The organism is Variovorax sp. P2_H12 (assembly GCF_056403395.1).
Genome location: NZ_JBFUFO010000008.1, coordinates 129,214 through 153,856 on the forward strand (window position 1 = coordinate 129,214; position 24,643 = coordinate 153,856).

22 protein-coding genes are annotated in these 24,643 nt (G+C 68.9%); 12 read left to right on the forward strand and 10 right to left on the reverse strand.

What is annotated here, in order from left to right:
• Positions 1 to 7: 7 nt before the first annotated feature.
• Positions 8 to 187 carry a hypothetical protein gene (locus AC1DYK_RS07500; protein ID WP_478165681.1) on the forward strand — a complete coding sequence of 60 codons (180 nt, stop codon included), beginning with the start codon at positions 8 to 10 and terminating at the stop codon, positions 185 to 187.
• Between the two features lie 24 nt (positions 188 to 211).
• Here the strand turns inward: AC1DYK_RS07500 and AC1DYK_RS07505 are convergent, their stop codons facing one another.
• Complete coding sequence (locus AC1DYK_RS07505; protein ID WP_478165682.1) at positions 212 to 1,339, reverse strand: MBL fold metallo-hydrolase; 1,128 nt, start codon at positions 1,337 to 1,339, stop codon at positions 212 to 214.
• A 162-nt stretch (positions 1,340 to 1,501) separates the two neighbouring features.
• Between AC1DYK_RS07505 and AC1DYK_RS07510 the strand changes: the two genes are divergently transcribed.
• Complete coding sequence (locus AC1DYK_RS07510; protein WP_478165683.1) at positions 1,502 to 5,002, forward strand: patatin-like phospholipase family protein; 3,501 nt, start codon at positions 1,502 to 1,504, stop codon at positions 5,000 to 5,002.
• A 27-nt stretch (positions 5,003 to 5,029) separates the two neighbouring features.
• Here the strand turns inward: AC1DYK_RS07510 and AC1DYK_RS07515 are convergent, their stop codons facing one another.
• Entirely contained in the window at positions 5,030 to 6,628 is a 1,599-nt protein-coding gene (locus AC1DYK_RS07515) for a hypothetical protein (protein ID WP_478165718.1), read from the reverse strand.
• Between the two features lie 262 nt (positions 6,629 to 6,890).
• Here AC1DYK_RS07515 and AC1DYK_RS07520 point away from each other — a divergent pair, with 262 nt between their 5' ends.
• From AC1DYK_RS07520 to AC1DYK_RS07555, 8 genes are all read left to right on the forward strand, one after another.
• On the forward strand, positions 6,891 to 7,562 hold the full coding sequence (locus tag AC1DYK_RS07520) for an amino acid ABC transporter permease (RefSeq protein WP_442281436.1): 672 nt from the start codon (positions 6,891 to 6,893) through the stop codon (positions 7,560 to 7,562).
• Between the two features lie 5 nt (positions 7,563 to 7,567).
• Positions 7,568 to 8,221, forward strand: coding sequence for an amino acid ABC transporter permease (locus AC1DYK_RS07525; protein ID WP_478165684.1), 654 nt, complete (start codon positions 7,568 to 7,570; stop codon positions 8,219 to 8,221).
• A gap of 142 nt (positions 8,222 to 8,363) precedes the next feature.
• Positions 8,364 to 9,161 (forward strand): transporter substrate-binding domain-containing protein, encoded by a 798-nt coding sequence (locus tag AC1DYK_RS07530; RefSeq protein ID WP_478165685.1) that lies wholly within the window; start codon positions 8,364 to 8,366, stop codon positions 9,159 to 9,161.
• Between the two features lie 25 nt (positions 9,162 to 9,186).
• The gene (locus tag AC1DYK_RS07535) at positions 9,187 to 9,966 is read left to right on the forward strand and encodes an amino acid ABC transporter ATP-binding protein (RefSeq protein ID WP_478165686.1); all 780 of its coding nucleotides are present in this window, start codon (positions 9,187 to 9,189) and stop codon (positions 9,964 to 9,966) included.
• A 16-nt stretch (positions 9,967 to 9,982) separates the two neighbouring features.
• A complete protein-coding gene (locus tag AC1DYK_RS07540) occupies positions 9,983 to 10,720 on the forward strand; it encodes a sugar phosphate isomerase/epimerase family protein (RefSeq protein ID WP_478165687.1) in 738 nt (245 codons plus the stop codon).
• 207 nt (positions 10,721 to 10,927) lie between these two features.
• Positions 10,928 to 11,905 carry a sugar kinase gene (locus AC1DYK_RS07545; RefSeq protein WP_478165688.1) on the forward strand — a complete coding sequence of 326 codons (978 nt, stop codon included), beginning with the start codon at positions 10,928 to 10,930 and terminating at the stop codon, positions 11,903 to 11,905.
• Positions 11,902 to 12,894 (forward strand): 2-hydroxyacid dehydrogenase, encoded by a 993-nt coding sequence (locus AC1DYK_RS07550; protein WP_478165689.1) that lies wholly within the window; start codon positions 11,902 to 11,904, stop codon positions 12,892 to 12,894. The genes AC1DYK_RS07545 and AC1DYK_RS07550 overlap by 4 nt, the downstream gene beginning before the upstream one ends.
• 14 nt (positions 12,895 to 12,908) lie before the next feature.
• A complete protein-coding gene (locus tag AC1DYK_RS07555; protein WP_478165719.1) occupies positions 12,909 to 13,934 on the forward strand; it encodes a LacI family DNA-binding transcriptional regulator in 1,026 nt (341 codons plus the stop codon).
• Between the two features lie 53 nt (positions 13,935 to 13,987).
• Here the strand turns inward: AC1DYK_RS07555 and AC1DYK_RS07560 are convergent, their stop codons facing one another.
• The 6 genes from AC1DYK_RS07560 to AC1DYK_RS07585 all read right to left on the reverse strand — a co-directional run bounded on the left by AC1DYK_RS07560 (position 13,988) and on the right by AC1DYK_RS07585 (position 18,389).
• Positions 13,988 to 14,584: a hypothetical protein gene (locus AC1DYK_RS07560; RefSeq protein WP_478165690.1), complete on the reverse strand. Its 597-nt coding sequence runs from the start codon at positions 14,582 to 14,584 to the stop codon at positions 13,988 to 13,990.
• A 123-nt stretch (positions 14,585 to 14,707) separates the two neighbouring features.
• Positions 14,708 to 15,499, reverse strand: a complete 792-nt coding sequence (locus AC1DYK_RS07565) for a cyclase family protein (protein WP_478165691.1) — start codon at positions 15,497 to 15,499, stop codon at positions 14,708 to 14,710.
• Between the two features lie 32 nt (positions 15,500 to 15,531).
• Positions 15,532 to 15,933 (reverse strand): RidA family protein, encoded by a 402-nt coding sequence (locus tag AC1DYK_RS07570; RefSeq protein ID WP_478165692.1) that lies wholly within the window; start codon positions 15,931 to 15,933, stop codon positions 15,532 to 15,534.
• Positions 15,930 to 16,853, reverse strand: a complete 924-nt coding sequence (locus AC1DYK_RS07575) for a Bug family tripartite tricarboxylate transporter substrate binding protein (RefSeq protein WP_478165693.1) — start codon at positions 16,851 to 16,853, stop codon at positions 15,930 to 15,932. Before AC1DYK_RS07575 ends, AC1DYK_RS07570 begins: the two co-directional genes overlap by 4 nt.
• Positions 16,854 to 16,863: 10 nt before the next feature.
• Positions 16,864 to 17,310, reverse strand: coding sequence for a hypothetical protein (locus tag AC1DYK_RS07580; protein WP_478165694.1), 447 nt, complete (start codon positions 17,308 to 17,310; stop codon positions 16,864 to 16,866).
• The gene (locus AC1DYK_RS07585) at positions 17,307 to 18,389 is read right to left on the reverse strand and encodes an aminotransferase class V-fold PLP-dependent enzyme (RefSeq protein WP_478086074.1); all 1,083 of its coding nucleotides are present in this window, start codon (positions 18,387 to 18,389) and stop codon (positions 17,307 to 17,309) included. The genes AC1DYK_RS07580 and AC1DYK_RS07585 overlap by 4 nt, the downstream gene beginning before the upstream one ends.
• Positions 18,390 to 18,478: 89 nt before the next feature.
• Between AC1DYK_RS07585 and AC1DYK_RS07590 the strand changes: the two genes are divergently transcribed.
• Positions 18,479 to 19,171 (forward strand): Crp/Fnr family transcriptional regulator, encoded by a 693-nt coding sequence (locus AC1DYK_RS07590; protein ID WP_478086073.1) that lies wholly within the window; start codon positions 18,479 to 18,481, stop codon positions 19,169 to 19,171.
• Between the two features lie 219 nt (positions 19,172 to 19,390).
• Complete coding sequence (locus AC1DYK_RS07595) at positions 19,391 to 20,602, forward strand: saccharopine dehydrogenase family protein (protein WP_478156255.1); 1,212 nt, start codon at positions 19,391 to 19,393, stop codon at positions 20,600 to 20,602.
• Positions 20,603 to 20,647: 45 nt separating this feature from the next.
• Here AC1DYK_RS07595 and AC1DYK_RS07600 read toward each other — a convergent pair whose 3' ends face one another.
• Entirely contained in the window at positions 20,648 to 22,231 is a 1,584-nt protein-coding gene (locus AC1DYK_RS07600; RefSeq protein ID WP_478165695.1) for an amidase, read from the reverse strand.
• 48 nt (positions 22,232 to 22,279) lie between these two features.
• On the reverse strand, positions 22,280 to 24,586 hold the full coding sequence (gene tynA / locus AC1DYK_RS07605) for a primary-amine oxidase (protein WP_478165696.1): 2,307 nt from the start codon (positions 24,584 to 24,586) through the stop codon (positions 22,280 to 22,282).
• Between the last annotated feature and the right edge of the window lie 57 nt (positions 24,587 to 24,643).

A 24,643-nucleotide genomic window follows, 5' to 3' on the forward strand; every position in this document is an offset into this window, starting at 1 on the left:
GGCGCGCATGGAAATCGGAATCATCGGACTCGTGATCGCGGTCGTGRGCGGCCTCGCGAGCTTCGCGCTCGGCCGCTGGCTGTCGAGCCGGCGGCGGCAGAAGAAGGCCCGGCAGGCCCGCGCGGCGGCCGAGGCCGGGCAGAGCCGGCAGGTGCGGCGGGCGCGGGAGCGGCGGCAGAAGCGCTGAGCCCCGGCTGCCCACCGAGGGCCGCTACTTCAGACCGGCCCACCAGCGCAGGTTGGTGCGCGGCTGGCCGATCGTCAGCACTTCGCCGATCACCGGCGTGGCGATTGTGATCTGCTTGCTTTCCGACAGGTCGGCGATGCGGTCCAGCGGGTCGTGCCAGGTGTGGAAGGCGATGTCGAAGGTGCTGTTGTGCACCGAGTAAAGCACCTTGCCGCGCAGGTCCTCGAAGGCCTGCACGCTCTCCTCGGGCGTCATGTGGACCGAGGGCCAGTAGGCGTCGTAGGCGCCGTTCTCCATCATCGCCAGGTCGAAGCCGCCGAAGCGCTCGCCGATGTCGCGGAAGCCCCTGAAGTAGCCCGAGTCGCCGCTGTAGAAGATGCGCTGGCCGCCGCTCTGGACCACCCACGACGCCCACAGCGTGCGGTTGCGATCGTTCAGGGTGCGGCCCGAGAAATGCTGCGCCGGCGTGGCGGTGAGCCGGACGCCGTCGTACTGCGCGTCCTGCCACCAGTCGAGCTCGGTGACCCGGTCGGCCGCCACGCCGAACTCGACCAGCCGCGCCTTGACACCCAGCGGCACGAAGTAGCGCCGCACCCGTTGCGCCAGGTACTCGATGGTCGCGGTGTCGAGGTGGTCGTAGTGGTCGTGCGAGAGGATCAGCCCGTCGATCGGCGGCAGCTGCTCGAGCGCGATCGGCGGCTTGTGGAAGCGCCGCGGGCCCAGCCACTGGAAGGGCGAGGCGCGCTCGCTGAACACCGGATCGATCAGCCAGAACTTGCCCTGCAGCTTGAGCAGGTGCGACGAATGCCCGAGCCGGACCAGGTGGTTGGTCTGCGGGTCCAGTGCTTGCAGCATCGCGGCGTCGAGGGCCTGCACCGGAATCGGATCGGTCGGCACGGTGTCGATCTTGCTTTCGAACAGGAATCGCGACCAGATCTTCCAGCCGCTGGCCGAGGGCAGGGCATCCGGGTTCGGCGGGTTCTGGAAGCCGCAGCCCTTGAACTGCGGCGACCGGACATAGGGGCTTTCGCAAACGCCGCTGGTCGTGCAGGCGGCCAGCAGCGTGCACGCCGCCGTCGCAAGGCCCGCACACAGGCGCCGCAGTCGGTGCGGTTGCGCTGTGGGCAGGGTGTCGGGGGGCGCTGTCGCCATGGGGGGGTGATCCTGAAGGAGCGGGAGGTGGACGGGGCGGCGCGAGCTTAACCAATCCACCGCAACAGGAACCGCGCAGCCCTTGTGCTGCGGCATAGGCCGTTCGAGCCATTGATCGATCGACTCGTGCATGAAATATTGCATCGAACGACGAGGAGCCGAATGGACGAGACCATCCAGAAGCTGGTCGCCGAGCGTCGACGCGCCCTGCATGGCGCCGACGACGGGCGACGGCCCTGGGGGCTGGCGCTGTCGGGTGGGGGCATCCGCAGCGCCACCTTCTGCCTGGGCCTGCTGAAGGCGCTGGCGGCACGCCGGCAGTTGCTCAAGTTCGACCTGATGTCGACCGTGTCGGGCGGCGGCTACATCGGCGCAGCGCTCGGTCGGCTGTGCACCGATGCCCAGTCGGCCGAGGAGGTGCGCGAGATCGAGCGCGCCCTCGCCGACGTCGACCGCGCACGCTTCGGCTGGTGGCTGCGCGCCAATGGCCGCTATCTGATTCCGGGTGGCCTGCGCGACACGCTGTTCGCCACCGCGCTCTATCTGCGCAACCTGCTGGCCACCCACATCGAGCTCGCGATCGCCGCCAGCCTGATCGGCATGGTGCTGGCGGCCACCAACCTGCTGCTGTGGGATGCCGTGTTCCGCGCGGTCGACCTCAACCGGGTGCCGCCCGACGCGGTGGTGCGCACCACCGATCTCGACGCCATGCAGTACATGCGCCTGGTGGTCGAGTGGGCCACGCGATGGCCGACGCTGTGGTTCACGCTGGTCGGGCCCTTCCTCGCCTCGGTGGTGCTGGCTTGCGCCTATTGGTCGGTGCGTGACCGGCTGTCCATCTCGTCGATGCTGCTGCAGGCGGCGATGTGGCTGGCGCTGGGCATCGGCGCTGCCGTCGTCGCACCGGCGCTGATGCTGCGCTACAGCGGCCCGCCCTGGCTGGCGCCGGCTTTCGAGGCGTTTGCCGCCTGCTGGGTCGTGGCCCTGCTGTGGGTGCTGTACCGCAGCCGCAGGCAGTCGCCGGCCCAACTGCGCAACGAACTGACCGACCGGCTGGCCTCGGTGCTCAACACCGCGCTCCTCATCGTGATGCTCGGCCTGCTCGACCGCAGCGCCTGGTGGCTGGCCGCCGAGGGCCAGGAGCAGCGGGTTTCGTACGGTGCGGTGCTGCTGGTGGCCGCCGCGGTGCTGCGCGGCGTGCTGCCGATGCTGCTGTCGCACCGGCAGGAGCTGCCCGGCATCGGCAAGACGCTGGTGATGACGCTCGCCAGTCTGCTCGGGCTGGTGCTGGCCTTCTGCCTCGCGGCCTGGTGGATCGGCGTCGTGTATGCGGCGGTGCTGCTGCCGGTCTTCACGCCGGCGGGGCTGGACTTCATGCGCGGCTGGGCCTGGCTCGGCACGATCGCCGTGATCATCGGCATCTATGCCTTGGCGACCGGGCGCAACTTTGCCTTCCTGAATGCCTCGTCGCTGCACATGTTCTACAAGGCGCGCATCGTGCGCGGCTACCTCGGGGCCGCCAATGCGCGGCGGCTCGGCGCCCGGCCGACCGACAGGATGTCGGGGCTGGAGCCCCCGCAGGTGCCGGTGGGCGAGGTCGACGCGCACGATGACATCTCGCAGTTGCGCTACGCGCCGCAGGCCCGCGGTGGGCCGGTGCACCTGGCGAACGTCTGCATCAACCAGACGCACGGCACCAAGGATCGGCTCTTCAACCGCGACCGCAAGAGCCAGCCGCTGACCATCGGGCCGCTCGGCTGGATGCAGGCCGGCGGCGCCCAGTGGGCCCAGGCCCACGGCGACGGCGCGCTCACGCTGGGCGCGTGGATGGCGATCTCCGGCGCGGCCTTCGCGCCCGGGCTCGGGCGGCTCACCAAGCGCGGCATCTCGGCGTTGTCGGTGTTCGCGGGCCTGCGGCTGGGCTACTGGTGGAACAGCGCCGGCGCCGGCATCATGCAGCGCGGCGCGGTGGTGCATGCGAGCCCGCTGTTGATGAAGACGCGCTTCTTGCTGCTCGAGTGCTTCGGCGCCTTTCCGGGCAGCAGTTCGGCCAACTGGTACCTGAGCGACGGCGGCCATTTCGAGAACACCGGTGCCTACGCGCTGCTGCGTCAGGAGGCCGCCCTGATCGTGATCGCCGACTGCGGCGCCGACCCGGACTACCGCTTCTGCGACCTCGAGATCCTGATCCGTCGCGCCCGCATCGACCTCAACGCCGAAATCACCTTCATGAAGCCGCAGCCCGGCGCCGAGTGGACGCACCTGGGTGCCTTCGGCTCGCTCAACGACCTGGCCTCGCCGACCAGCCAGGCCTGCCTGGCGCTCGCACAGGTCCGCTACGCGAGCGGCGCCACGGGGCAGATCGTGCTGGTGAAGCCCAATGTCTCGGCCTCGCTCCCGGTCGACCTGGTGAACTTCAAGGCCGCCAATCCGCTGTTCCCGCAGCAGCCGACCACCGACCAGTTCTTCGACGAGGCCCAGTGGGAGAGCTACTTCCGCCTCGGCTCGGAGATCGGCTTCCGGCTCGACGAGGAATTGCTGGAGCACGTGGCGCTCGGTGCACCGGGCCTGTTCGTGCTCGATGACGGCCAGCCGGATTCGAGCGCCCGCAGCGCCAAGGCGAGCGACAAGGACAGCGCCACGGCCACCGCGGTGGGGTCGATGAGCCGGCTGCAGGCCCGCGTGCTCAAGGCCGGCGCGGTCACGGCATCGATCGGCATCGGCACCGCCGCCACCTTCGGCGTCGCCGCCTGGCAGGGCATCGACAGCTGGCGCGCGCMGCGCGCCGACCAGGAGAAGTCGGAGAACAGCGCCTTCAAGGACCTCACCGAACGCTGGGCCCATCTGCGCACCGGCGGTGGAGGCGGCGATGCGCCGGCCCTGCTGGCGGCCGAACTGCTGCGTACCGGCGATCTGCTGTGCCGGGAGGGCAGCGACAACTTCATGGCCAAGTTCCGCCTGTCGGTGCGCCTGGTCGACGACGCCAAGCAGGCCTGCGCGAGCGAAGCCGCGGAGCATCGCTCGCCGGCCTGCGCGCGCTTGCTCGATCCGGGCAACGGCATCGACTGCCTGCAGCCTGCGCAGGCGCCGCCGTGCGCACCGCGCTATTGGGCGCGCGACTACAGCGGCCAGACCGGCTCGAAGCAGAACTGCAGCGGCATCCTGCCGGTTCCGTTCCGGCTGGCGGTGTGGGTGCGCGACCGGCTCACGGGGGCAGGCCGCGACGAGCAGGTGGCGGCCGCGCCGCCGATCTCGGCCGCGCCACCGCCCACCTATGCCCCGTCGCCCGACGGCACGAGCGCGCCGCAGCCGGCACCCGCGCCGGTCGCCCCGGACGCCTGCGACGGTGCGGTGGTCTACATCCTGACCTATGGCACCGGGCTGCGCGACAAGGCCCGTGCCTGGCGTGGTCCCTGGCGTGCGCTGGGCGCGTCGGTGCCGCCGATCGAGGACCTGCTGAGCACCTCGCGCCGCGCCGGACGCGCGCCGCCGGTCGGCCATCCGGTGCCGACCGTGGTGATCCGCGAGGAGTCCTCGCGCGCCTGCGCCCAAGCCCTGATCCAGACCGCGGCGTCGCCGACCGGGCAGCCCTGGGTCATCAAGCTGCTGCCGCGCCCGATCGCGGCGGACCCCGGCGCGATCGAGGTCTGGTTGCCGCGCTGAGGTTCCGCCCCTGGGTCGGGTGAGCACTCAGTCCGAACCCGGTCGCCAGACCCGGGCCAGCACGCCGAGCTTGGTGCGCAGCGTGTGGCGCTCGTCGGACAGCGCATCGATGAAGTCCGACAGCCGCTTCGACTTGACCATCGTGTAGACCGTGAGCCAGGTCGTGAAGACGAAGACGATGCCGAACCAGATCAGCTTGCGCCACAGCGGCGACTCGGCCTCGGCCAGCAGGTTCATGCCGAGGAAGCCGGTGGTGATGGTGCCGATGAGGCCGAAGAGGGTGACCACCGTGAGCCGCACCACCGTGTTGGCCTGTCTTCGCAGGCTGTCGGCGTCCAGGTAGGTGTTCATGTCGGCGATGCGTTCCTTGACTTCGTCGTAGAGCGGATCGAGCCCGAGGTGCGTGGCGCACAGGTGCGACAGCGCGCGCACCTGCGCCTGTTCCGAGATCTCGTGGAACCAGTAGCGGTGCGTGAAACGAAGGAAGCCCTCGAAGCTGGCGCGGATCGCGCGCTTGAAGCGCTTGACGCTGGCGACGTCGTGGACGTCGAGCATGCGCAGCGCCTCGACCAGCCGGTCGGAGTACATCAGCAGCGCCGCCTTCTGGAAGTGCGCGATCAGGAACAGCAGGAAGTGCTGGTGGCGGAACTGCGCCAGCACGCCGCGGTCGCGGCAGCAGAAGTACTCGGCATGGGCGTCGCCGATCACGATGAGGGCGCGGCCGTTGCACAGGTAGCGCGTGCGCGGCGCCGCGCCGGCGTCGACCCAGAAGCGGTCGTAGCAGTAGCGCCGCTCGAAGTCCTCGACCAGTTCGTCGGCGTAGGGCAGGGGGCCGCCGGCGCTGGTGGCCGGCTCGGTCGCGCSGGTCACCAGCGCCAGCCGGATGAAATCGTTGCGCGAGAGCCGGCGCGGGTCGTCGAGCGCGAGGTAGGCCATCACCGGCATGCGGTAGTACTCGATCTGGCGGAAGCGCAGGGCGCCGGACTCGTCCGAATGGTCGCTGACCAGCGGCCGCATCAGCCAGGCCCAGTGCGCGGCCAGCCGCGGCGCGCGATGCTCGGCCACGTGCGACATGAAGGCCTCGCGCTGCTGCGCGTCGGAGCACGCGAGCACGCTGCCGTCGGCGGCCAGCCACTCGACGCTGCTCATGCAGTGCAGCGCCTGGCCCTGCGCATCCCAGCCGCCGGGGTAGGCGCGGCCGAAGCGGTAGAGGATCTCCTGCGCCTGCGCCAGGCTCAGCTGGTCGGCGCCGACCTCGACGTTGAGCATCACCACATCGACGTCGAAGAAGAAGTAGAGATCGACGTGCACCACCTGCAGCGTGATCGGTGCGTCGCCGGGCCGCCCCACCACGCGCACCGCGGCCACGTCGCTGCGGCGGAACACGCGCATCGGCGAGTCGCCGTCGTTGGCGCCGCCGGCCGCGCGGCCCTTGCGGCCGTCGCCGTACAGGAAGCGCTGCACGTAGGGCAGGAAGCTCACGAACTCGTTGTAGTGGCGCTCGTGGAAGCGGTCGCTGGCGCCGGTGTATTCGTCGATTTCCTCGCGCCACGGCGAGGCGTCGCCGAGGTCTCGCAACACCTGCCAGGGTCCGCGATGTGCGTGGCGCGGCCGCACGGTCGGCATCAGGCGCAAGGGCCACAGGAGGGTCTGGCGCAGGTGCTGCACGGCGGGTGCGGCCACTGCGCCGGAAATCTCTGCCTCGGTGTCCACCAAGTCTGTGATCGGCATCCCGCAGTGTAGGCATGCCGGCGTCCAGGGCGGGTGTCTAGGGGGAATCCCTAATGTGGTGCTGAAACCGGTTTCACATATACTGCGCTGCACCGCGACGAAGTGCGTTTTTCGCGCGGTGCACCCACACCGAACCTGTTTCGAATCGACGCCCCCCGTGAACTACCAATTCCAGTTCGACGCCGTCTTCGCCGCCTGGCCGCTGCTGCTGAAAGGCACCTGGATCACGATCCAGCTGTCGCTGGTCGCCACGCTGCTGGGCCTGGTGGTGGCGGTCTTCTGCGCCTGGGGCAAGACCTCGGGCCCGGCCTGGCTGCGCTTCATCGTGAACGCGTACATCGAGGTCATCCGCAACACGCCTTTCCTGGTGCAGCTGTTCTTCTTCTTCTTTGCGCTGCCGGCCATCGGGCTGCGCTGGTCGCCCTATACCGCGGCGCTGACGGCGATGGTGGTGAACCTCGGCGCCTATGCCGCCGAGATCGTGCGCGCCGGCATCGAGTCGATTCCCAAGGGCCAGATCGAGGCGGGCCGGGCGCTCAACCTGAAGCCCTGGGAGATCTTCCGCTTCGTGATCATCAAGCCCGCGCTGAAGGCCATCTACCCGGCGCTCACGAGCCAGTTCATCCTGCTGATGCTGAGCTCGGCCGTGGTGTCGGTGATCTCGGCCGACGACCTGACCTCGGTGGCCGCCAACCTGCAGTCGCAGACCTTCCGCAGCTTCGAGATCTACATCGTGGTCGCCGGCATCTACCTGGCGCTCTCGCTCGCGTTCTCGGCCCTGTTCAAGCTGATCTACAGGCGCACCCTCAACTATCCGGATCGGCGCTGAACATCATGCGTACCTTCGGCTTTCCCGAATTCCTGTTCATCCTCGAAGCGGCCCAATGGACGCTGGCGCTGTCGGCGATCGCCTTCGTCGGCGGTGCGATCCTGGGCCTCGTGATCGCGCTCGCGCGCACTTCCGACAGCAAGATCGCCCGCGCGCTGTCCACCGCCTTCATCCAGGTCTTCCAGGGCACGCCGCTCCTGCTGCAGCTGTTCCTGATCTTCTTCGGCGCGCCGGTGCTGGGCCTCGACATCAATCCGTGGATCGCCGCCGGCGTCGCGCTGATCCTCAACAGCGCCGCCTTCCTCGGCGAGATCTGGCGCGGCTGCATCCAGGCGATCCCGCGCGGCCAGTGGGAAGCGGCCGAGGCGCTGAGCCTCGACTACACATCGCGCATGCGCGACGTCGTCCTGCCCCAGGCCTTCAAGATCGCGCTGCCGCCGACGGTCGGCTACCTGGTGCAGATCATCAAGGGCACCTCGCTGGCGGCCATCATCGGCTTCACCGAAGTCACGCGCGCCGGGCAGATCATCAACAACGCCACCTTCCAGCCGCTGCACGTCTTCACTACCGTGGCCGCGATCTATTTCGTCATCTGCTGGCCGCTGTCGCTGCTGGCCGCGCGCATGGAGCGCAAGCGGGCACAGGCGCTCGGGAGATGAAGCACTCCCCCAGTCTTCGCGCACTTCGTGTCGCGCGCGCCTTCCCCCTCGCCGGGGGCAACACCAGCGGCCCGGCAAAGCCGGTTCCGCGGTGTTCCCGGAATCGCTCCTCATTCTTTCTGTTCAATCAAGGAGACCTGACATGATCCGTTCCACCACCCGCCGCGCTGCGATTGCAGCCCTGGGGCTCGGCGCTGCACTGACCGCGTTCGCCCCTTTCGCATCCGCCCAGACCGTGGCCGACATCAAGAAAAAGGGCGAGATCACGATCGGCATGCTGGTCGACTTCCCGCCCTATGGCACCACCGACGCGAAGAACCAGCCCGACGGCTACGACGCCGACGTCGCCAAGCTGCTGGCCAAGGACTGGGGCGTCAAGGCCAATATCGTGCCGGTCACCGGTCCGAACCGCATTCCCTTCCTGTTGACCAACAAGGTCGACCTGCTGGTGGCCTCGCTGGCCGTGACGCCCGAGCGCGCCAAGCAGGTGCAGTTCTCGCAGCCCTATGCGGCCGCGACCGTCGTCCTGTACGGCAAGAGCGGCACGCCGATCAAGAGCGCGGCCGACCTGAAGGGCCTGCGCGTGGGCGTGGCCCGCGCCAGCACGCAGGACGTGGCCGTGACCAAGGCAGCGCCCGAAGGCACCGAGATCCGCCGCTTCGACGACGACGCCTCGGCGATGCAGGCGCTGATGTCGGGCCAGGTCGATGCGATCGGCTGCTCGGTCACGGTGGCGGCGCAGATCGCCAAGCGCGTGCCGGCCAACACCTTCGAGAACAAGTTCACGTTGCTGCAGCAGTCCATGGGCATCGCGATGCGCCCGGGCCAGGACGACCTGCTCAAGAACGTGAACGAGTTCGTATCGAAGAACACGGCCAACGGCGAGCTGAACAAGCTGTACCAGAAGTGGCTGCAGACCGACCTGCCGAAGCTGCAGTAAACCGGACCGATTCCAGGGAACATCCATGACCGACGCAGTCACGACCGCCGCAGGCGCTGATCCGATCATCCGCATGGAGTCGGTGAACAAGTGGTACGGCAGCTTCCAGGTGCTGACCGGCATCGACCTGTCGGTGCGCACGGGCGAGCGCATCGTGATCTGCGGGCCCTCGGGCTCGGGCAAGTCGACGCTTATCCGATGCATCAACCGGCTCGAGACGGTGCAGAAGGGCCGCATCGTGGTCGACGGCATCGAGCTCACGGCCGGCGGCAAGAACGTCGACGCCGTGCGGGCCGAGGTCGGCATGGTGTTCCAGCAGTTCAACCTGTTCCCGCACCTCACGATCCTGCAGAACTGCACGCTGGCGCCGATGCGCTCGCGCGGCATGAGCAAGTCGCAGGCGGAAGAGGTGGCGATGAAATACCTCACGCGCGTGCGCATTCCCGAGCAGGCGCAGAAGTACCCGAGCCAGCTCTCGGGCGGCCAGCAGCAGCGGGTGGCGATCGCGCGCGCGCTGTGCATGGCGCCCAAGATCATGCTGTTCGACGAGCCGACCTCGGCACTCGACCCCGAGATGGTCAAGGAAGTGCTCGACACCATGATCGGCCTGGCCGAGGACGGCATGACCATGCTGTGCGTTACGCACGAGATGGGATTCGCGCGCAGCGTGGCCGACCGGGTGATCTTCATGGCCGACGGCCAGATCGTCGAGCAGGGCCCGCCGGCCGAATTCTTCGGCCATCCCAAGCACGAGAAGACGCGCCAGTTTCTCGGACAAATCCTGAGTTCCCATCAAGCGCACTGACGCCGCGATCGACGACATGACGCCGGTACTGATTTCTCTTTCATCCTTCGGCGCCGCGGAGATCGGGCGCCACGGCCAGCTCTGGTGCGCGCAGCTGGCGCGCGCCGCGGGCGCCGACAGCGTCGAGGTGCGTGGCGAGCTGCTGCGCGACCCGGCCTCGGAGCTGCCCGCCATGGCCGGGCTGGCCTCGGTCTATTCCAGCCCCGAAGGCCTCTGGGCCGAAGGCGGCTGGCTCGACAGCGCCGCGCTGGCCCGCGGCATCGCCGCCGCGACCACGCTGGGCGCCAGGCGGCTCAAGATGTCGATCGGCGACTTCGGCCCGGCCTCGCACGGTTCGCTGTGGGGATTGAAGGTGCAGCTCGCCGAGACCCGGGTCGAGCTCGTGATCGAGAACGACCAGACCGTCGCCGCCGGGACGCTTGCGGCGCTGCAGGCCTTCTTCGACGCGGCCGACCGCGCCGGGCTGGAGCTCGGCATGACCTTCGACATGGGCAACTGGCACTGGGTCGGCGAGTGTCCGCTGCAGGCGGCCCAGGCGCTGGGCCGCCGCGTGCGCTATGTGCACTGCAAGGGTGTGCAGCGGCTGCCGGCCAAGTGGGTGGCGGTGCCGCTGGCCGATTCGGTCGCGCCCTGGCGCGCCGTGCTGCGGGCGCTGCCGGCCGATGTGCCGCGCGCCATCGAATACCCGCTGGTCGGTGACGACCTGCAGGCCGTCACGCGCGACCAGATCACCCACATCCGCTCCGTGATATGAAACACCCCCGAAGCGCCTGCGGTGCCCCGAGTCGCTGCCTGAGGCAGCGGCTCTTCGGGTCCGTCCAAGCCTGCGCAGGCAGGCTTGGAGCTGCGGACCTCAGCCCCTCCAGGGGGCGATACCAGCGGCCCGGCAAAGCCGGTTCCGCGGTATTCCCGGCTTCGGGCTGCATCGGTTTCATGGGGCGCGGGCCTGTAGAAAACTGAGATGACCGACGCTTCTCTTTCCACTTCCACTTCTGCTGCCGCCTTCGACGTCGCGCTGTTCGGCGAGGCCATGCTGCTGCTGGTGGCCGACCGGCCCGGGCCGATCGAGAACGCCACCGCCTTCCACAAGCGCACCGCGGGCGCCGAGACCAACGTCGCGATCGGCCTTTCGCGCCTCGGCCTGCGGGTCGGCTGGGCCAGCCGGCTCGGCACCGACTCGATGGGCCGCGCGCTGCTCGCCACCATGCAGGCCGAAGGCATCGACTGCTCGCACGTGATCAGCGATGCGGCCCAGCGCACCGGCTTCCAGTTCAAGGGGCGCGTCACCGACGGCAGCGATCCGCCGGTCGAATACCACCGCAAGGGCTCGGCCGCCAGCCACATGGGCCCGGCCGATGTCGACGAGGCCTGGCTGCGCTCGGCGCGCCACCTGCACGCCACCGGCGTGTTCGCGGCGATCTCCGACACCAGCCTGCAGGCGGCCATTAGGAGCATGGACGTGATGCGCGCGGCCGGCCGCACGATTTCCTTCGACCCCAACCTGCGCCCGACGCTGTGGTCGTCGCCGGAGACCATGCGGCACTGGATCAACGACCTGGCGGCGCGCGCCGACTGGGTGCTGCCCGGCCTGGAGGAGGGCCTGTTCCTCACCGGTGAAAGCACGCCCGAGGGCGTGGCGCATTTCTACCGTGCACGCGGCGCCAGGCTGGTGGTCGTGAAGCTCGGTGCCGGGGGCGCCTACTACGACAGCGATGTCGCGGGCAGTGGCCGAGTCGAAGGCTTCCCTGTGAAGGACATCGTCGATACCGTGGGCGCCGGCGACGGCTTCGCGGCCGGCGTGGTCAGCGCGCTGCTCGAAGGCAAGGCGGTGCCCGATGCGGTGCGGCGCGGCGCCTGGATCGGCGCCCGCGCGGTGCAGGTCCTCGGCGATACTGAGGGCCTGCCGACTCGCGCAGAACTCGAGGAGGCCGGATTGTGACTGCTGCCCGCAAGAACGTGCTGGTGTTTCGCGAGCTTCCCGACGACCAGCTCGCGCGCCTGCAGGCGGTGCACGAGGTCACGGTCGCCAATCCACGCCTGCCGGCGCAGCGCGCGGCCTTCGACGCGGCGCTCGCCAAGGCCCATGGCCTGATCGGCTCCAGCTACCCGGTCGACGATGCGCTGCTGGCGCGCGCGCCGCAGCTCGAAGTGGTGTCCAGCGTCTCGGTCGGCGTCGACAACTACGCGCTGGCGTCGCTGCACGCGCGCGGCATCACCTTGTGCCACACGCCCGGCGTGCTCGACGAGACCGTGGCCGACACCGTGTTCGCCCTGCTGATGGCCACCAGCCGGCGCGTGGTCGAGCTCTCGAACCTGGTGCGGGAAGGCCGCTGGACGAAGAACATCGGCGAGGATCTGTTCGGCTTCGACGTCCACGGCAAGACCTTGGGCCTGCTGGGCTTCGGCCGCATCGGCCAGGCGGTTGCGCGCCGGGCCGCGCTCGGATTCGGCATGCCTGTGCTCTATCACGCGCGCCGGCCGGTGGAACTGGCCGCGCAGGCGCCCGAGCTGCAGGGCCGTGCCGCGCACACGCCGCTGGACGAACTGCTGGCCCGCGCCGACTTCGTGGTCGCGATGCTGCCGCTGTCGGACAGCACACGCGGCATGGTCGATGCGAAGTTCTTCGCCGCGATGAAGCCGGGAGCTATCTTCATCAACGGCGGCCGCGGCGCCACGGTGCAGGAAGACGCGCTGCTCGCCGCGCTCGAGCGCGGCACGCTGCGTGCGGCCGGCCTCGACGTCTTTGCGACCGAACCGCTGCCCGCGGATTCGCCGCTGCGCACCCATCCGCGCGTGACGCCGCTGCCGCACATCGGCTCGGCCACGCACGAGACCCGGCATGCGATGGCCGAACTCGCGACCACCAATCTGCTGCGGGCGCTGGCCGGCGAGCGCCCCACGGCCGTCTACGACACCGCATCCGCTTGAGCGCCCGAACCTCCATGCAGCGCCCGGCCCGCGCCACCATCGCCGACGTCGCCAAGGCGGCCGGCGTTTCCAAGGCCACGGTCTCGCGGTTCCTGAACCACCGCGAGCGGCTGCTGAGTCCCGACATCGCGGCCCGCGTCGAGGCCGCGGTCGCGCAGTTGGCCTACACGCCGAGCCCGATGGCGCAGGCCCTGAGCCACGGCCGATCGCGCCTGATCGGCCTGATCGTGGCCGACATCACCAATCCGTATTCGGTGGCTGTGCTGCGCGGCGCGGAGAAAGCCTGCCAGGAGGCCGGCTACCTCGTGATGCTGTTCAACCTGGGCAACGACATCGACCGCGAGCGCGAGGCCATCGATGCGCTGGCCGGCTACCAGGTCGATGGCTTCATCCTCAACACGCTGGGTCGCGGCGCGGGGCTGGTCGACGCCGATGCGCTGTATGGCAAGCCCGCCGTGCTGGTGGACCGGCGCCATGCGGGCATGCACACGGACTTCGTGTCGCTGGACAACCCCGCGGCCATGCGCGCGGCCTGCGGCCACCTGGTCGAAGGCGGGCACCGCGAGCTGCTCTACATCACGGAGCCGCAGAAGGGCGTGAGTTCGCGGCGCGAGCGCACGGCGGCCTTCGGGGCCTGCATCGCGGCGCACGAGCCGCGAGTGGCCGGCGAGGTGTACGAATGCACGGGTGACGACAGCGAGGGCCTCGATGCCGCGCTGCGCGCCCTGCACAAGCGTGCGAAGCGCGGCAAGCGTGCCGCGGTGCTGGCGGGCAATGCGGTCGTGACCTTGCGCGTGGCCGCGGCGATGGCGCGGCTGGGCTTGCGCTTCGGAACCGATATCGGCTTCGTCGGTTTCGATGACGCCGAATGGGCACCGCTGATCGGCCCCGGGCTCAGCGCCATCGCGCAGCCGACCGAGGAAATCGGCCGGGTCGCGGCGACCTGCCTGCTCGAACGCCTGCGAGGCCTGGAAGGGCCGGCGCGCCAGTTGCTGCTGCCGGGGGAGTTGGTGGTGCGGGGATCGTCGAGCAGCGCTTGACGCGCGCTTGTCCATCGCGCCATCGCGCCGTGGACTGAACGGCGCGCTCCGTCCTATCGAATGACCGCGCGACGGTAGCTGCGCCGCGCGACGCCGGCGTACGACACGGGCGTCATGGGCATGCCGATGACGTCGATGAACACCGAGACTTCCGCTCCCTTGGCCGGCATGTTGCCCTGCAGGACCTTGATCGTGTAGGACAGGGCGGAGCCTTTCAGTACGGGCGTCTGCAGGATCGCTACCACTTGCCGCATCGACTTGCCTTCGATGATGGAGATGTCGGCATTGGGCGGATCCGAAAGAAAGCTGTCCTTGCCCTTGCTCCAGAAGGGAACGAATGCTGCCGTTTTCATGTTTCCGGCGATGTGTTCAGGGCGGTCGGAGAAGAACACCGTGATCGGGCTCACATCCTTCAGAGTCAGTTTGCCGTTCGTCTTGTCGTAGGTCATGCTGTTCGCCGTCTGCACGAACAGGAAGTCGGCCGGCTTCGCCGGCGCATCGGCGCCCTGTGCCCTGGCGGTCTCGAGCGCGGGCGTCGAGGCGAGCAAGGTCGCGGAGGTCACGAAAACGCGTCGGGTCGTCATGAAGATTCCCCCTACGTGGTTGAAAGAAGCTGCAATTCCTGGGAGCCCGTCCCACAGGGGCAGCATGTCCGAGGTTGACCCTCGAATTGTTGACGTGCGTCAATTCGGACACGGATCAAGTGAAACCGAATGAGAGTTCCGGACCGCGCAGCCGCGAAGGATGGGCGCCGCCGGCGAGCGGATGGGCGGCTAGCCGCCCGGATCGCCCTCGACCAGCGCCAGCACCCGCAACGGACTGCCCGAGCCCGCCTGGATCTTCAACGGCGCAGAGACGATCAGCGCTCCCGTCGGCGGCAACTGGTCAAGGTTCTTCAGGCACTGCAGCCCATAGCGGTTGGCGCCATGCATCAGGGTGTGGCACGGATAGGCCAGTGGCCAGCCATGCGATTGACCCGCATCGGTGTTGATCGTCTCGACGCCGAAGCCATGCACGTTGCGCTCGCGGATCAACCACTCGACCGCCTCCTGCGTCGGCCCCGGCGTATGGGCGCCGTCGTCGCGCATATTGACGAAGGCGGCCGGGTCGGCGATCCGCTTCGACCAGTCGGTGCGAAGCAGCACCCAGGCGCCTTCGGGAATGCGGCCGTGGCGCACTTCCCAGGCCTGCAGGAAATCGATCGTCAGCAGCCAGTCGGCATCCTCGGCGACCTCGGCGCTGGCATCGACCACCACCGCCGGCGCGATGAAGTTGCCGGTGTCGATGGTGTCGACCGTGTTGCGCGGATGGTCCTTGCCCGTGACCCAGTGCGCGGGTGCGTCGAAGTGCGTGCCGGTGTGCTCGCCGCAGGTGAAGTTGTTCCAGTACCAGCCAGGGCCGGCCTCGTCGTAGCGCGAGATGCGCTCCATCTTGAAGGCGGCGACCTGGCCGAACTGCGGCGGCAGCTGCAATGGCGGGAAGTCCTCGCTCAGGGTGTGGGTGAGGTCGATCGTGCGGACCGACCGGTCGCGCATGGCCGTGGCCAGCTGGGTCAGGAGGTTCATCGTGGCTTCCAATCAGACAGGGAAAAGGAGACTCAGGCGCGGCGCCGGGCGGTGACTTCGAGTTCGACCTTGGCGCCCTCGACCGCCAATGCGCTGCACAGCGTGGTGTTGGCCGGGCGGTTGGCGCCGAAGCGGCGCTTGAGCACACCGCTGACCGCGATCACATCGCCGCGATCGGGCACATAGACCCGCACCCGCACCACGTCGGCCAGGCTGGCCCGCGCCTGCGCCAGCGCGCTTTCGATGGTGTCGAGCGCGACATCGCACTGCTGCTCGGCGGTGGCCGGAAACTCGCCGGTGGCGAAAACCTGGCCCAGCGTGCCCGAGACGAAGATCCAGTCGCCGTCGACCACGGCGCGCGAGTAGCCGGCCAGCTCCTCCCAGCGGGAGCCGCTCTGGATGAACGTGCGTGGCGTATCGGAGTCGATGCTCATTGCGCCTTGAACCCCGAGTCGCGGATCACCTTGCCCCAGCCGCGCGAGGCATCGACCACCCACTGCTCGACCTCCTTGGCCGGCGCCGGCGTCACCTCGTTGCCCATCTTGGCCAGCCGTTCCTGCAGGTCGGGCTGGGCCAGGGCGATCTTCATCGCGCGGTCGAACTGGTCGACGAATTCGACCGGCAAGCCCTTCGGCCCGAAGAAGGCCAGCCACGGGTTCTTGTCGATGCCGCTGTAGCCCAGTTCGAGGAATGTGGGGATCTCGGGCGCGGTCTTGCTGCGCACCTGGCCAGAGCTCGCGAGGATGCGCACCTTGCCGGCGCGGTGGTACTCGATCAACTCGGTCATCGAGGCAATGCCGATCGGGATCTGGCCCGCGAGCAGGTCCTGCACCATCGGGGCTCCACCCTTGTAGGGCACCGAGTTCATCGTGACGCCGAAGGACTTGCCGATGACGTGGCCGATGAACTGCGGCACGCTGCCGGCCGCCGGGATGCCGTAGTTGGCCTCGTTCGGATGGGCCTTCACCCAGGCGCCGAGCTCGGCCATGGTCTTGACGTCGGTGGCGGCGCTGACCGCGAGCACGTTGTAGTAGGAGGCCACGCCGGCCAGCGCCGTGAAGTCGGCCACCGGGTCGTAGCCGGCGGCGGCGAGGGTCAGCGGAATGATCACTTGCGTGTGGTCGATCGACAGCATGATGGTCGAGCCGTCGGCCGGCGCAGCCTTGAGCAGCTGGGCGGCGATCTGCCCGCCGGCGCCGGGCTTGTTGTCGACCACGAACACCTGGCCGTTCATGGCCTTGCCGAGCTTGTCGATCACGGCGCGCGCCACCACCTCGGTGGCGCCSCCCSGCGGGAAGCCCACCAGCACGCGGATCGGGCCGCTGAATGCCTGGCCGAGTTGGCGTCGGTTCATGATCTGTTCCTCATCGTGGTTTCAAAATCGGCGGCTCGTCCGTGGCGGCGCTGCGTTCCAGGCGGGCCTGGATCAGCAGCACCTCGAGCTCGTGGCAGCGCACCAGCCGCAGCCAGCGGGCGTCGTCCATGTCGGCGCCGCGCGACGCATGCAGGGCGATGCGGCAGCCGCCGGTGGCCGCATCGGGCTCGACCGTGGCGTGAATGCGGGGGGCGAGCGCATCGGGCGCGCCACCCACGTGGTAGGTCACGGTCATGCGCGACCGGTCCACGACCGGGCGCACCCAGCTCGGCGTGTCGTCGAACAGCGAGTGGCCGCGCACCATGCCGCCGCCGACCGCCTCGGTCTGCCAGCAGCCCAGGGCCCATTGGCCGACCGCCAGGCCATCGCAAAGGAAGTCCAGGGCCTGCTGCGTGCTCGCGCGGCAGTGGACCGAAGCGCTGTGGATGGCCGTCATCGCGTCAGGCGAGCCAGCGCGCGCAGGGCGCCCACGACGTCGTCGGCCGTGTTGTAGAAGTGCGGCGCGATCCGGATCACGTCGTTGCGCGCCGAGACCACGTAGCCCGACTGCAGCATCTGCGCTTCGACCGCGGCGGCGTTGGCGATGCGGATCGCGGTGTTCGCGCCCTTGGCGGCGGGGTCCAGGGGGCTCGCGACCTCGAGGTCCAGGCGCGCCGCCTCCTCGATGGCCACGGCCGACAGCTGCTGCAGGTAGGCCTCGATCGCCGGCACCCCGATCTCGTTGAGCAGGGCCATGCTGGCGCGCGCGACGCTGGCGCACATCATGGGCGGCGTGCCGGTGTTGAAACGCGTGGCGCTGTCGGCGAAATCGAGCTGCGCGGGATCGAAGGCGAACGGGTTGACGCGGCCGAACCAGCCGGTGACCGTGGGCACGAGCTGCCGCGCCAGCGCAGGCCGCACATAGAGAAACGCGATGCCCGGAATGCCCAGCAGGTACTTCTGGGCACCGGCGGCCAGGATGTCGACCTCCTGGGCGCGGACGTCGATCGCGATCGAGCCGGCGGACTGGTAGGCATCGACGAACTGGATCGCGTCGTGCGCGCGCGCAGCCCGGCCGGTGGCCGCGATGTCGACGATCTGGCCGTCATAGAAGCAGGCCTGCGACACCGACACCAGTGCCGTGCGGTCGTTGACCGCCGCCGCGACCCGTGCGGTGGTGTCGGTGCGGCCCGCCTCGGCCGGAACCAGGCGGACCTGCGCGCCGCGCGGCTGCTGTGCCAGCCAGACGTGGCAGATCGAGGGAAAGTCCAGCGTGCTCGTGACGACGTCGGGGCGTCCGCCGTCGAAGCGCAGCGCCGAGGCGATCGCCGACGCGGCATCCGACACGCTGCCCAGCACCGCGATGTCCTCGACATCGGCGTGGATCATGCGTGCGAACTCGGCGCGCGCCAGGGCCACCTGGTCCATCCAGTAGCCCCAGTCGGCGCCGCGGCGCACCCAGACGTCGAGGTACTCGTCGATGGCCTGGCGCACCGGCAGGCTCAGCGCGCTTTGCGAGCAGCTGGACAGCTGCACCGCGTTGTCCAGGATGGGAAAAAGCTTTCGGTATGAGGAGAATGGATGTTTCATGAAACTGCCCGCCGGGACGACGGGGCTTCGAGGCGATGAACAAGAACGCAGAGACGACGGCTTCCCCTTCGGCGTGGATCGAGGTGCCGCATTTCCGCTGGGAGATGCTGATGGCGCAGGGCGCGCCGCGGGTGGACTTCCGCAAGGGGCAGACCCTGTTCTCGCAGGGCGACGCCGTGACCCATGTCCACGTCGTCGAGCAGGGCCGTGTCCGGCTGGTGCTGCTGTCGGAGGCCGGCCACGAGAAACACCTGGCCATCGTCGGCACGCAGGGGATGGTCGGCGAATGCAGCGCGTTCCTGGACGGCCGGCATTCGGTCACCGCGGTGGCCTCGTCGGACGTGGTCACGCGGCAGGTGGCGCTGGCCCAGCTGCTGCAGTCCATGGCGCGCGACGACGCGTGCATGCGCCAGGTGCTCTGGCTCATGAATGTCAAGCTGCGCGTGCTGGCGCACCAGAACCTGCTGCTGAGCCAGGCGACGGCGACGCAGCGGGTGGTCCATCACCTGGTGCAGTTGGCCGGCACCTACGGCGAGGCGCAAGGGCAGGGCGTCGCGATACGGATCTCGTTCACCCACCAGGAGATGGCCAACCTCGCCGGCCTGAGCCGGGTCATGACCTCCAACGTGCTGATGCAGCTGCAGGAGCAGGGCCTGATCGAGATGGTCAAGTCGCATTGCGTGATTCGAGAGATGCAGGCGCTGAGGCAGCGGGCCGTGGTCTTGTGAAGGACATCGGGTCGATGGCGATCCAGTGTAGGAACGGCTCGCGGCGCCGTATGTCAACGGCTTTACAAGCCGGCATCTTTTTCTCGCCGTGCCCGGCTTGCGGCGCTGGCTGACCTTTCGATCGTCCGGGCCGTCGTTTCGTCCGTGCAGGGCGGTCCTTCGACGCAATGGCGGCTTCCGCCTGACGGCGGGGCCTCCTAGAGTCTGTTCTTGCATTCGATGGATGCCAGGGAGGACCCGATGATCTCGATTCGCAACGTGCTGGTGCTGGGGGCCGGCAAGGTGGGTGGCACGGTGGCCGACATGCTGGCCGACTACCACCGGATTCCGGTCACGCTCGCCGACCGCGAACCCCCGCGGCGCGCGCTGGACGACCGGCTGGTGCGGCGCACGGTGCTCGATGTCGGGGACGACGCGGCGCTGGCGGCGGCATTGGCCGGGCACCAGCTGCTGATCAACGCGCTGCCTTTCCAGCAGGCCGGGCGCGTCGCGGCGGCCGCGCGCGCGCTCGGTGTGCACTACCTCGACCTGACGGAGGATGTCGCGGCCACCCACGTCATCCGTGGCCTGGCCGACGGGGCCGACACGGTGCTGATGCCGCAGTGCGGCCTGGCGCCCGGCGTGATCGGCATGCTGGGGGCCCACCTCGCCGGCCGGTTCGACGAACTGCACGACCTGCATCTGCGCGTCGGCGCTCTCTCTCGCCACGCCACCAACGGTCTGCGCTACAACTTCACCTGGAGCATCGACGGCCTCATCAACGAATACTGCCATCCTTGCGCGGCCATCGTGCAGGGCCAGCCCGTGTCGGCGCAGCCCCTCGAAGGGCACGAGACATTGGTGCTCGACGGCGACACCTACGAAGCCTTCAACACCTCGGGCGGGCTCGGCACGCTGTGCGAGACGCTGGCGGGCCGCGTGCGCAACCTCGACTACAAGACGCTGCGCTACCCGGGCCACCGCGATGCGATGGCGCTGCTGCTGCACGACCTGCGGCTGGCCGAGCGGCGGGACCTGCTGCGGCAGGTGCTGGAGTACGCCGTGCCGCACAGCCGGGAAGACGTGGTGATCGTGTTCGCCTCGGCGTCCGGCCTGCGTGGCGGGCGCCTCGAGCAGGAAACGCGCATGGCCCGCATCCAGGGCGGCCGCCTGCGCGGCGTGGACCGCACCGCGATCGAACTCGCCACCGCGGCGGGCGTGGTCGGCGTGTTCGAGCTGCTGCGCACGGGCCGCCTGCCGGCGCGCGGTTTCGTGGGGCAGGAGCGGGTGGCGCTCGAGGCCTTCCTGGCCACCCGCGTCGGCAGCTGCTTCGCCGCGCTCGGCGAACCGGGTGGCGGCGCGGCGCCGGCCGGCCCGCATCGCGGCGCCACTTTCGCCCATGCTTGGCCGCCTCAGGCGCGACGTCGCGCACGCAAGGAGCCACAAGCATGAACGCCGCTGGCGCAGCGCATCCGGTTCGATTGACCCGTGTCGTCTTCAGGCGAGCAGCGGGCTGCGCCTTGCCGTGTACTTCGACGCCAGCTCGTAGGCGTTGCCGATCTGGAGCACTGCCAGATCCGCCTGCGCGCGGCCCATCACCTGGAGACCGATCGGCAGCCCGCCCGGACCGAAGCCGGCCGGCACGCTCAGCACCGGCACGCCGGCCAGCGTGCCGCCGACGACGACCTCCATCCATCGGTGGTAGGTGTCCATCGTCCTGCCGTTGACGCTCTTGGGCCAGTCCAGCTTGGCATCGAAGGGAAACACCTGCGCCGATGGCAGCACCAGGTAGTCGTAGCTCTGGAACAGCGTGTTGAGCGCCTGGTACCACGCGCTGCGATCGATGGAGGCGCGGTAGACGTCCGCGCCCGAGACCTTGAGGCCCTTCTCGACTTCCCAGACGGCTTCGGGCTTCATCATGGCTCGCGTCTTCGGATCGGCATAGAGCCCGCCGGCCACGCCCGCGACGAGGAAGCCGCGCAGCGTGAGCCAGGTCTTCCACAGGCGCTCCATCGAGAAATCGGGCTGAACCGCTTCCACCGTGCAGCCGATGGTCTCGAAGTGCTTGAGCGCCTGGGTGCAGGTGTCGAGCACGCCGGGCTCCATCGGCAGGTAGCCGTTGTAGTCGCCCATCCAGCCGATGCGCGCGCCTTTGAAGTCCTTGGCCAGCGGCCTGGTGAACATCGCCGGGTCCTGGTCGATCGACAGCGGCACGCGGGCGTCATGGCCGGCCTGCACCGACAGCAGCATCGCGAGATCCGCCACGCTGCGGCCCATCGGGCCTTCGTAGCCGAGCTGTTGAATGAAGACCTCGTTGGTCGGGCCGTAGGGCACGCGCCCGAACGAAGGCCGGAAGCCGAAGACATTGTTCCACCCGGCCGGGTTGCGCAGCGATCCCATCATGTCGCTGCCGTCGGCCACGGGCAGCATGTTCAATGCCAGCGACACGGCGCCGCCGCCGCTGCTGCCGCCCGCGCTCTTCGTCGGATCGAAGGCATTCAGCGTAGTGCCGAACACGGCGTTGTAGGTGTGCGAGCCGAGCCCGAATTCCGGCGTGTTGGTCTTGCCGATCAGGATCGCGCCGGCCTTGCGCGCCCGCTCGACGACGATGGCGTCGGTCTTCGGCACGTAGTCCTTGAGGATCGGCGAACCTTGCGTGGTGACGATGCCGGCCGTGGCCGCGAGGTCTTTGGGCGCTTGCGGAAAGCCGTGCATCCAGCCGACACTGCGGCCTTCGTTCTTCGCTGCCGCCAGCTGGGCGTCGCGCTGCCGGGCCTGCGTGAGCAGCCCTTCGCGCGCCTGCAGCGAGACGATGGCGTTGACCGTCGGATTGAAGCGGTCGACCTGCGCCAGATAGGCGTTCATCACCTCCACGCACGAGACGCTGCGCGATTGGATGGCGCGCGACAAGGCGATGGCCGACCAGCCGGTGATCTCGCCGGCGGGCCGGGTGACCGGACTCGCGCCCTGGGCCAGCGCAGCCAGCGGTGTGGTCGCGAGCAGGGCGGCGCCAGCCTTGAGGAAGTCGCGGCGATCCGTGGTCGCGCCGCCAAGGGATGGCGATGGGTCGAAGTCTTGCATGGGATGTCCTCGTGGTCTGGATGTTGGAATGGAGGTGAAGCGAGCGGCTCACTTGGCCGGCTGGTTCAGCCCGAGCGTGGGCGTCTCGTCGAAGTAGTTCCAGGGCTTCAGCAGCGCGTGGACCCATTCGGTCGGCATGATCGGCCACTCCTCGGCGCGCGCGACGTGGGTGGTGCCGGTGGTCAGCCAGACCACGTTGTCGGTGTTCACGATCGGCTGGTCGTCGGCGGTGAACTGGCCGAGGCCGGTGTCCTTGCCCGAGCGATTGGGATACTTGCCTTCGGGGAACTTCTCCTGCGGGTCGTAGCGCGTGACCCAGATCTGGCGGTCCATGAAGCTCAGGCGGTGGTTGATCCACTCGTCCTTGGCAAAGTTGGCGCCCTTGGCGATCGGGTGCGTGCCGCCCGCGTAAGGAATGAGCTGGTACGAGACCGGATTGCCGACCTTGTTGAGCCGGTTCGGGTTGCTCAGGAGACGGATGGTCGACGCATCGAACTTCTGAGCTGCCGCCTTCTCGCTCGCCACCGTGCGCTGCACGGTCTGCATGGTGCTGGTGCGTGGCCCGCCGCGCGTGTTCTTCTCGACCACCGGGTCGATCTCGGTCAGCGAGTTGGCCTCGCCATCGACGTCGAGGTCGAGCCGGAAGTTGTAGATGTGCTGGTGCGTGGTGCCGACGATGTTGTGGTCGAGCAAGGTGCCGTAGCGCGTGTCTTCGGCGGCGGTCGGATCCTGCATGGTGCGCGCCTTGACGCCCTTCACGGCTTCGATGCCGGTCGCGCCGGCGTTGATGCCGATGGTGCCGTTCTCGGCGAAGACCCAGTCGAACATGTAGTCGTAGTTGCCGACGGTGCTGATCCAGCGCACCACCAGTTCACGCCGCTCGGTGCTGACGTTGGGTTTGCCCATCTCCTGGTGCTTGAACTCGGGGCCGGCATAGCGCTCGAACACCGCGATCGCGTTGGGCACCTTGGCCGGAGCGCCCGCGTAGTCGGCCAGCGTGGCATCGAGCAGCACCGCGTTGTCGGGCGCGTCGCGGCCGCGCGCGATAGGCGAAGTCAGCGTGCCCATGCCGTACTCGCCCGAATCGAGGTAGGCCTTGAAGTACCAGCCCACGTCGGGGTCGCCGTAGGGCACGATCATGCCGCCGAGCGAGCCTTCGTACATGACCTTGCGGCGCGTGCCGCGGTCGTTGTAGGTGACGGTCGAGAGCACCAGCCCGACGCGCGAATCGAGCCGCACATGGAAGTCCCAGTTGCGCCAGTGCAGCGTGTTGCCGCTGATGGTGTAGTTCTTGCCCTCGGGCTCGGTGATCTCCAGCGGCTTGGGCGCGGGGGACGCGCTGCGGTCGCGGCCGTCGTAGGGCGTCGGCTTGAGCGGCACCGGGATCACGCCCTGGTCCTCGATCTTCACGACCTTCTTGTGCTCGAGGTCCACCACCGCGACCAGGTTCTCGATCGGGTGGGCCCAGTAGTTGCCGTCGCCCACGTCAAGGTAGCTCACGACCTTGAGCAGGCGTTCCTCCTGCTTCAGTTCGTCCTTGCCGTCGAAGTAGCCGACCGTCAGCGGCGTCGCGACCACCTTCCTCACGTCGTGGATGTCACGCTTGCGCAGCGCCTGCGCGTACTCGGGGCTGCCTTCGATGGCCGATTGCACCGTGGCGAAGTCGTCGAGCAGAACCATGCCGTGCGCGCCCTCGATGGGCTTCCAGCTCGTGACGCTGCGCGCCGCGAGGTCGATCGTGCCTTCGATCAGCTTCTTGCCGTCGAGCACCACCATCGAGGCCTGGCGGGGCGCGCGCACGGGCTGGCCGGTGAGCGCGAAGTTCCATGCTTCGTCCTTCGGGGGCGTCTTCAGCGTGATCTCGGTGAAGCGGTAGCCGGGCTGGTAGCGGCCGGAGAACTTGAGGATCGCGACGACCGCCTGGATCTCGTCGGCGGTCAGCGGGTTGAGCGGACTCGGCGTGCGCTCCACCGCGAAGGTCTTGTCCAGCCCCGACTGGAATACCTGGTTGATGAAGTCGTGCGACACATAGGCCGTGTTGGCCCGCATCGTCACCGGCACGTCGAGCTGCACCGGCTGTCCGTTCACCATGGCGGTGCGTGAACCCGGCTTGACCCGCACCAGCATGCTGTTGCGCGAAATCGTGAAGACGTTGGCGAAGCCGTCCCAGCGCACCGCGGCACCGAAGTCCTCCAGCGTCTTCTTCAGCGGCACCATGTGCGCCGCGCCGCCATGGGCGTGCGCGGGCGGCGCGAAGGTTGTGAGCGCGGCGCAGGCCGCGAGCACCGCGATGGCCGTCAGTGCGGCGGCGCGCTGGCGCAGAGGGCGGGAATCTGAAAACTGTGGATGCTGCATCGAAGTCCTGCGTCGCTGTGGGAGTGGTTTCGACGGAGGTTACGAGGCAGTGCACGG

Excerpts from the sequence above, each read along its gene's own strand:
- AC1DYK_RS07590 (WP_478086073.1), top strand. The coding sequence starts at position 18,479 with ATGAACAAGAACGCAGAGACGACGGCTTCCCCTTCGGCGTGGATCGAG.
- AC1DYK_RS07555 (WP_478165719.1), top strand. The coding sequence starts at position 12,909 with ATGCAGCGCCCGGCCCGCGCCACCATCGCCGACGTCGCCAAGGCGGCC.
- AC1DYK_RS07560 (WP_478165690.1), bottom strand. The coding sequence starts at position 14,584 with ATGCTGCCCCTGTGGGACGGGCTCCCAGGAATTGCAGCTTCTTTCAAC.
- AC1DYK_RS07570 (WP_478165692.1), bottom strand. The coding sequence starts at position 15,933 with ATGAGCATCGACTCCGATACGCCACGCACGTTCATCCAGAGCGGCTCC.
- AC1DYK_RS07600 (WP_478165695.1), bottom strand. The coding sequence starts at position 22,231 with ATGCAAGACTTCGACCCATCGCCATCCCTTGGCGGCGCGACCACGGAT.
- AC1DYK_RS07595 (WP_478156255.1), top strand. The coding sequence starts at position 19,391 with ATGGATGCCAGGGAGGACCCGATGATCTCGATTCGCAACGTGCTGGTG.
- AC1DYK_RS07525 (WP_478165684.1), top strand. The coding sequence starts at position 7,568 with ATGCGTACCTTCGGCTTTCCCGAATTCCTGTTCATCCTCGAAGCGGCC.
- AC1DYK_RS07580 (WP_478165694.1), bottom strand. The coding sequence starts at position 17,310 with ATGACGGCCATCCACAGCGCTTCGGTCCACTGCCGCGCGAGCACGCAG.
- AC1DYK_RS07545 (WP_478165688.1), top strand. The coding sequence starts at position 10,928 with ATGACCGACGCTTCTCTTTCCACTTCCACTTCTGCTGCCGCCTTCGAC.
- AC1DYK_RS07565 (WP_478165691.1), bottom strand. The coding sequence starts at position 15,499 with ATGAACCTCCTGACCCAGCTGGCCACGGCCATGCGCGACCGGTCGGTC.
- tynA (WP_478165696.1), bottom strand. The coding sequence starts at position 24,586 with ATGCAGCATCCACAGTTTTCAGATTCCCGCCCTCTGCGCCAGCGCGCC.
- AC1DYK_RS07540 (WP_478165687.1), top strand. The coding sequence starts at position 9,983 with ATGACGCCGGTACTGATTTCTCTTTCATCCTTCGGCGCCGCGGAGATC.
- AC1DYK_RS07530 (WP_478165685.1), top strand. The coding sequence starts at position 8,364 with ATGATCCGTTCCACCACCCGCCGCGCTGCGATTGCAGCCCTGGGGCTC.
- AC1DYK_RS07535 (WP_478165686.1), top strand. The coding sequence starts at position 9,187 with ATGACCGACGCAGTCACGACCGCCGCAGGCGCTGATCCGATCATCCGC.
- AC1DYK_RS07505 (WP_478165682.1), bottom strand. The coding sequence starts at position 1,339 with ATGGCGACAGCGCCCCCCGACACCCTGCCCACAGCGCAACCGCACCGA.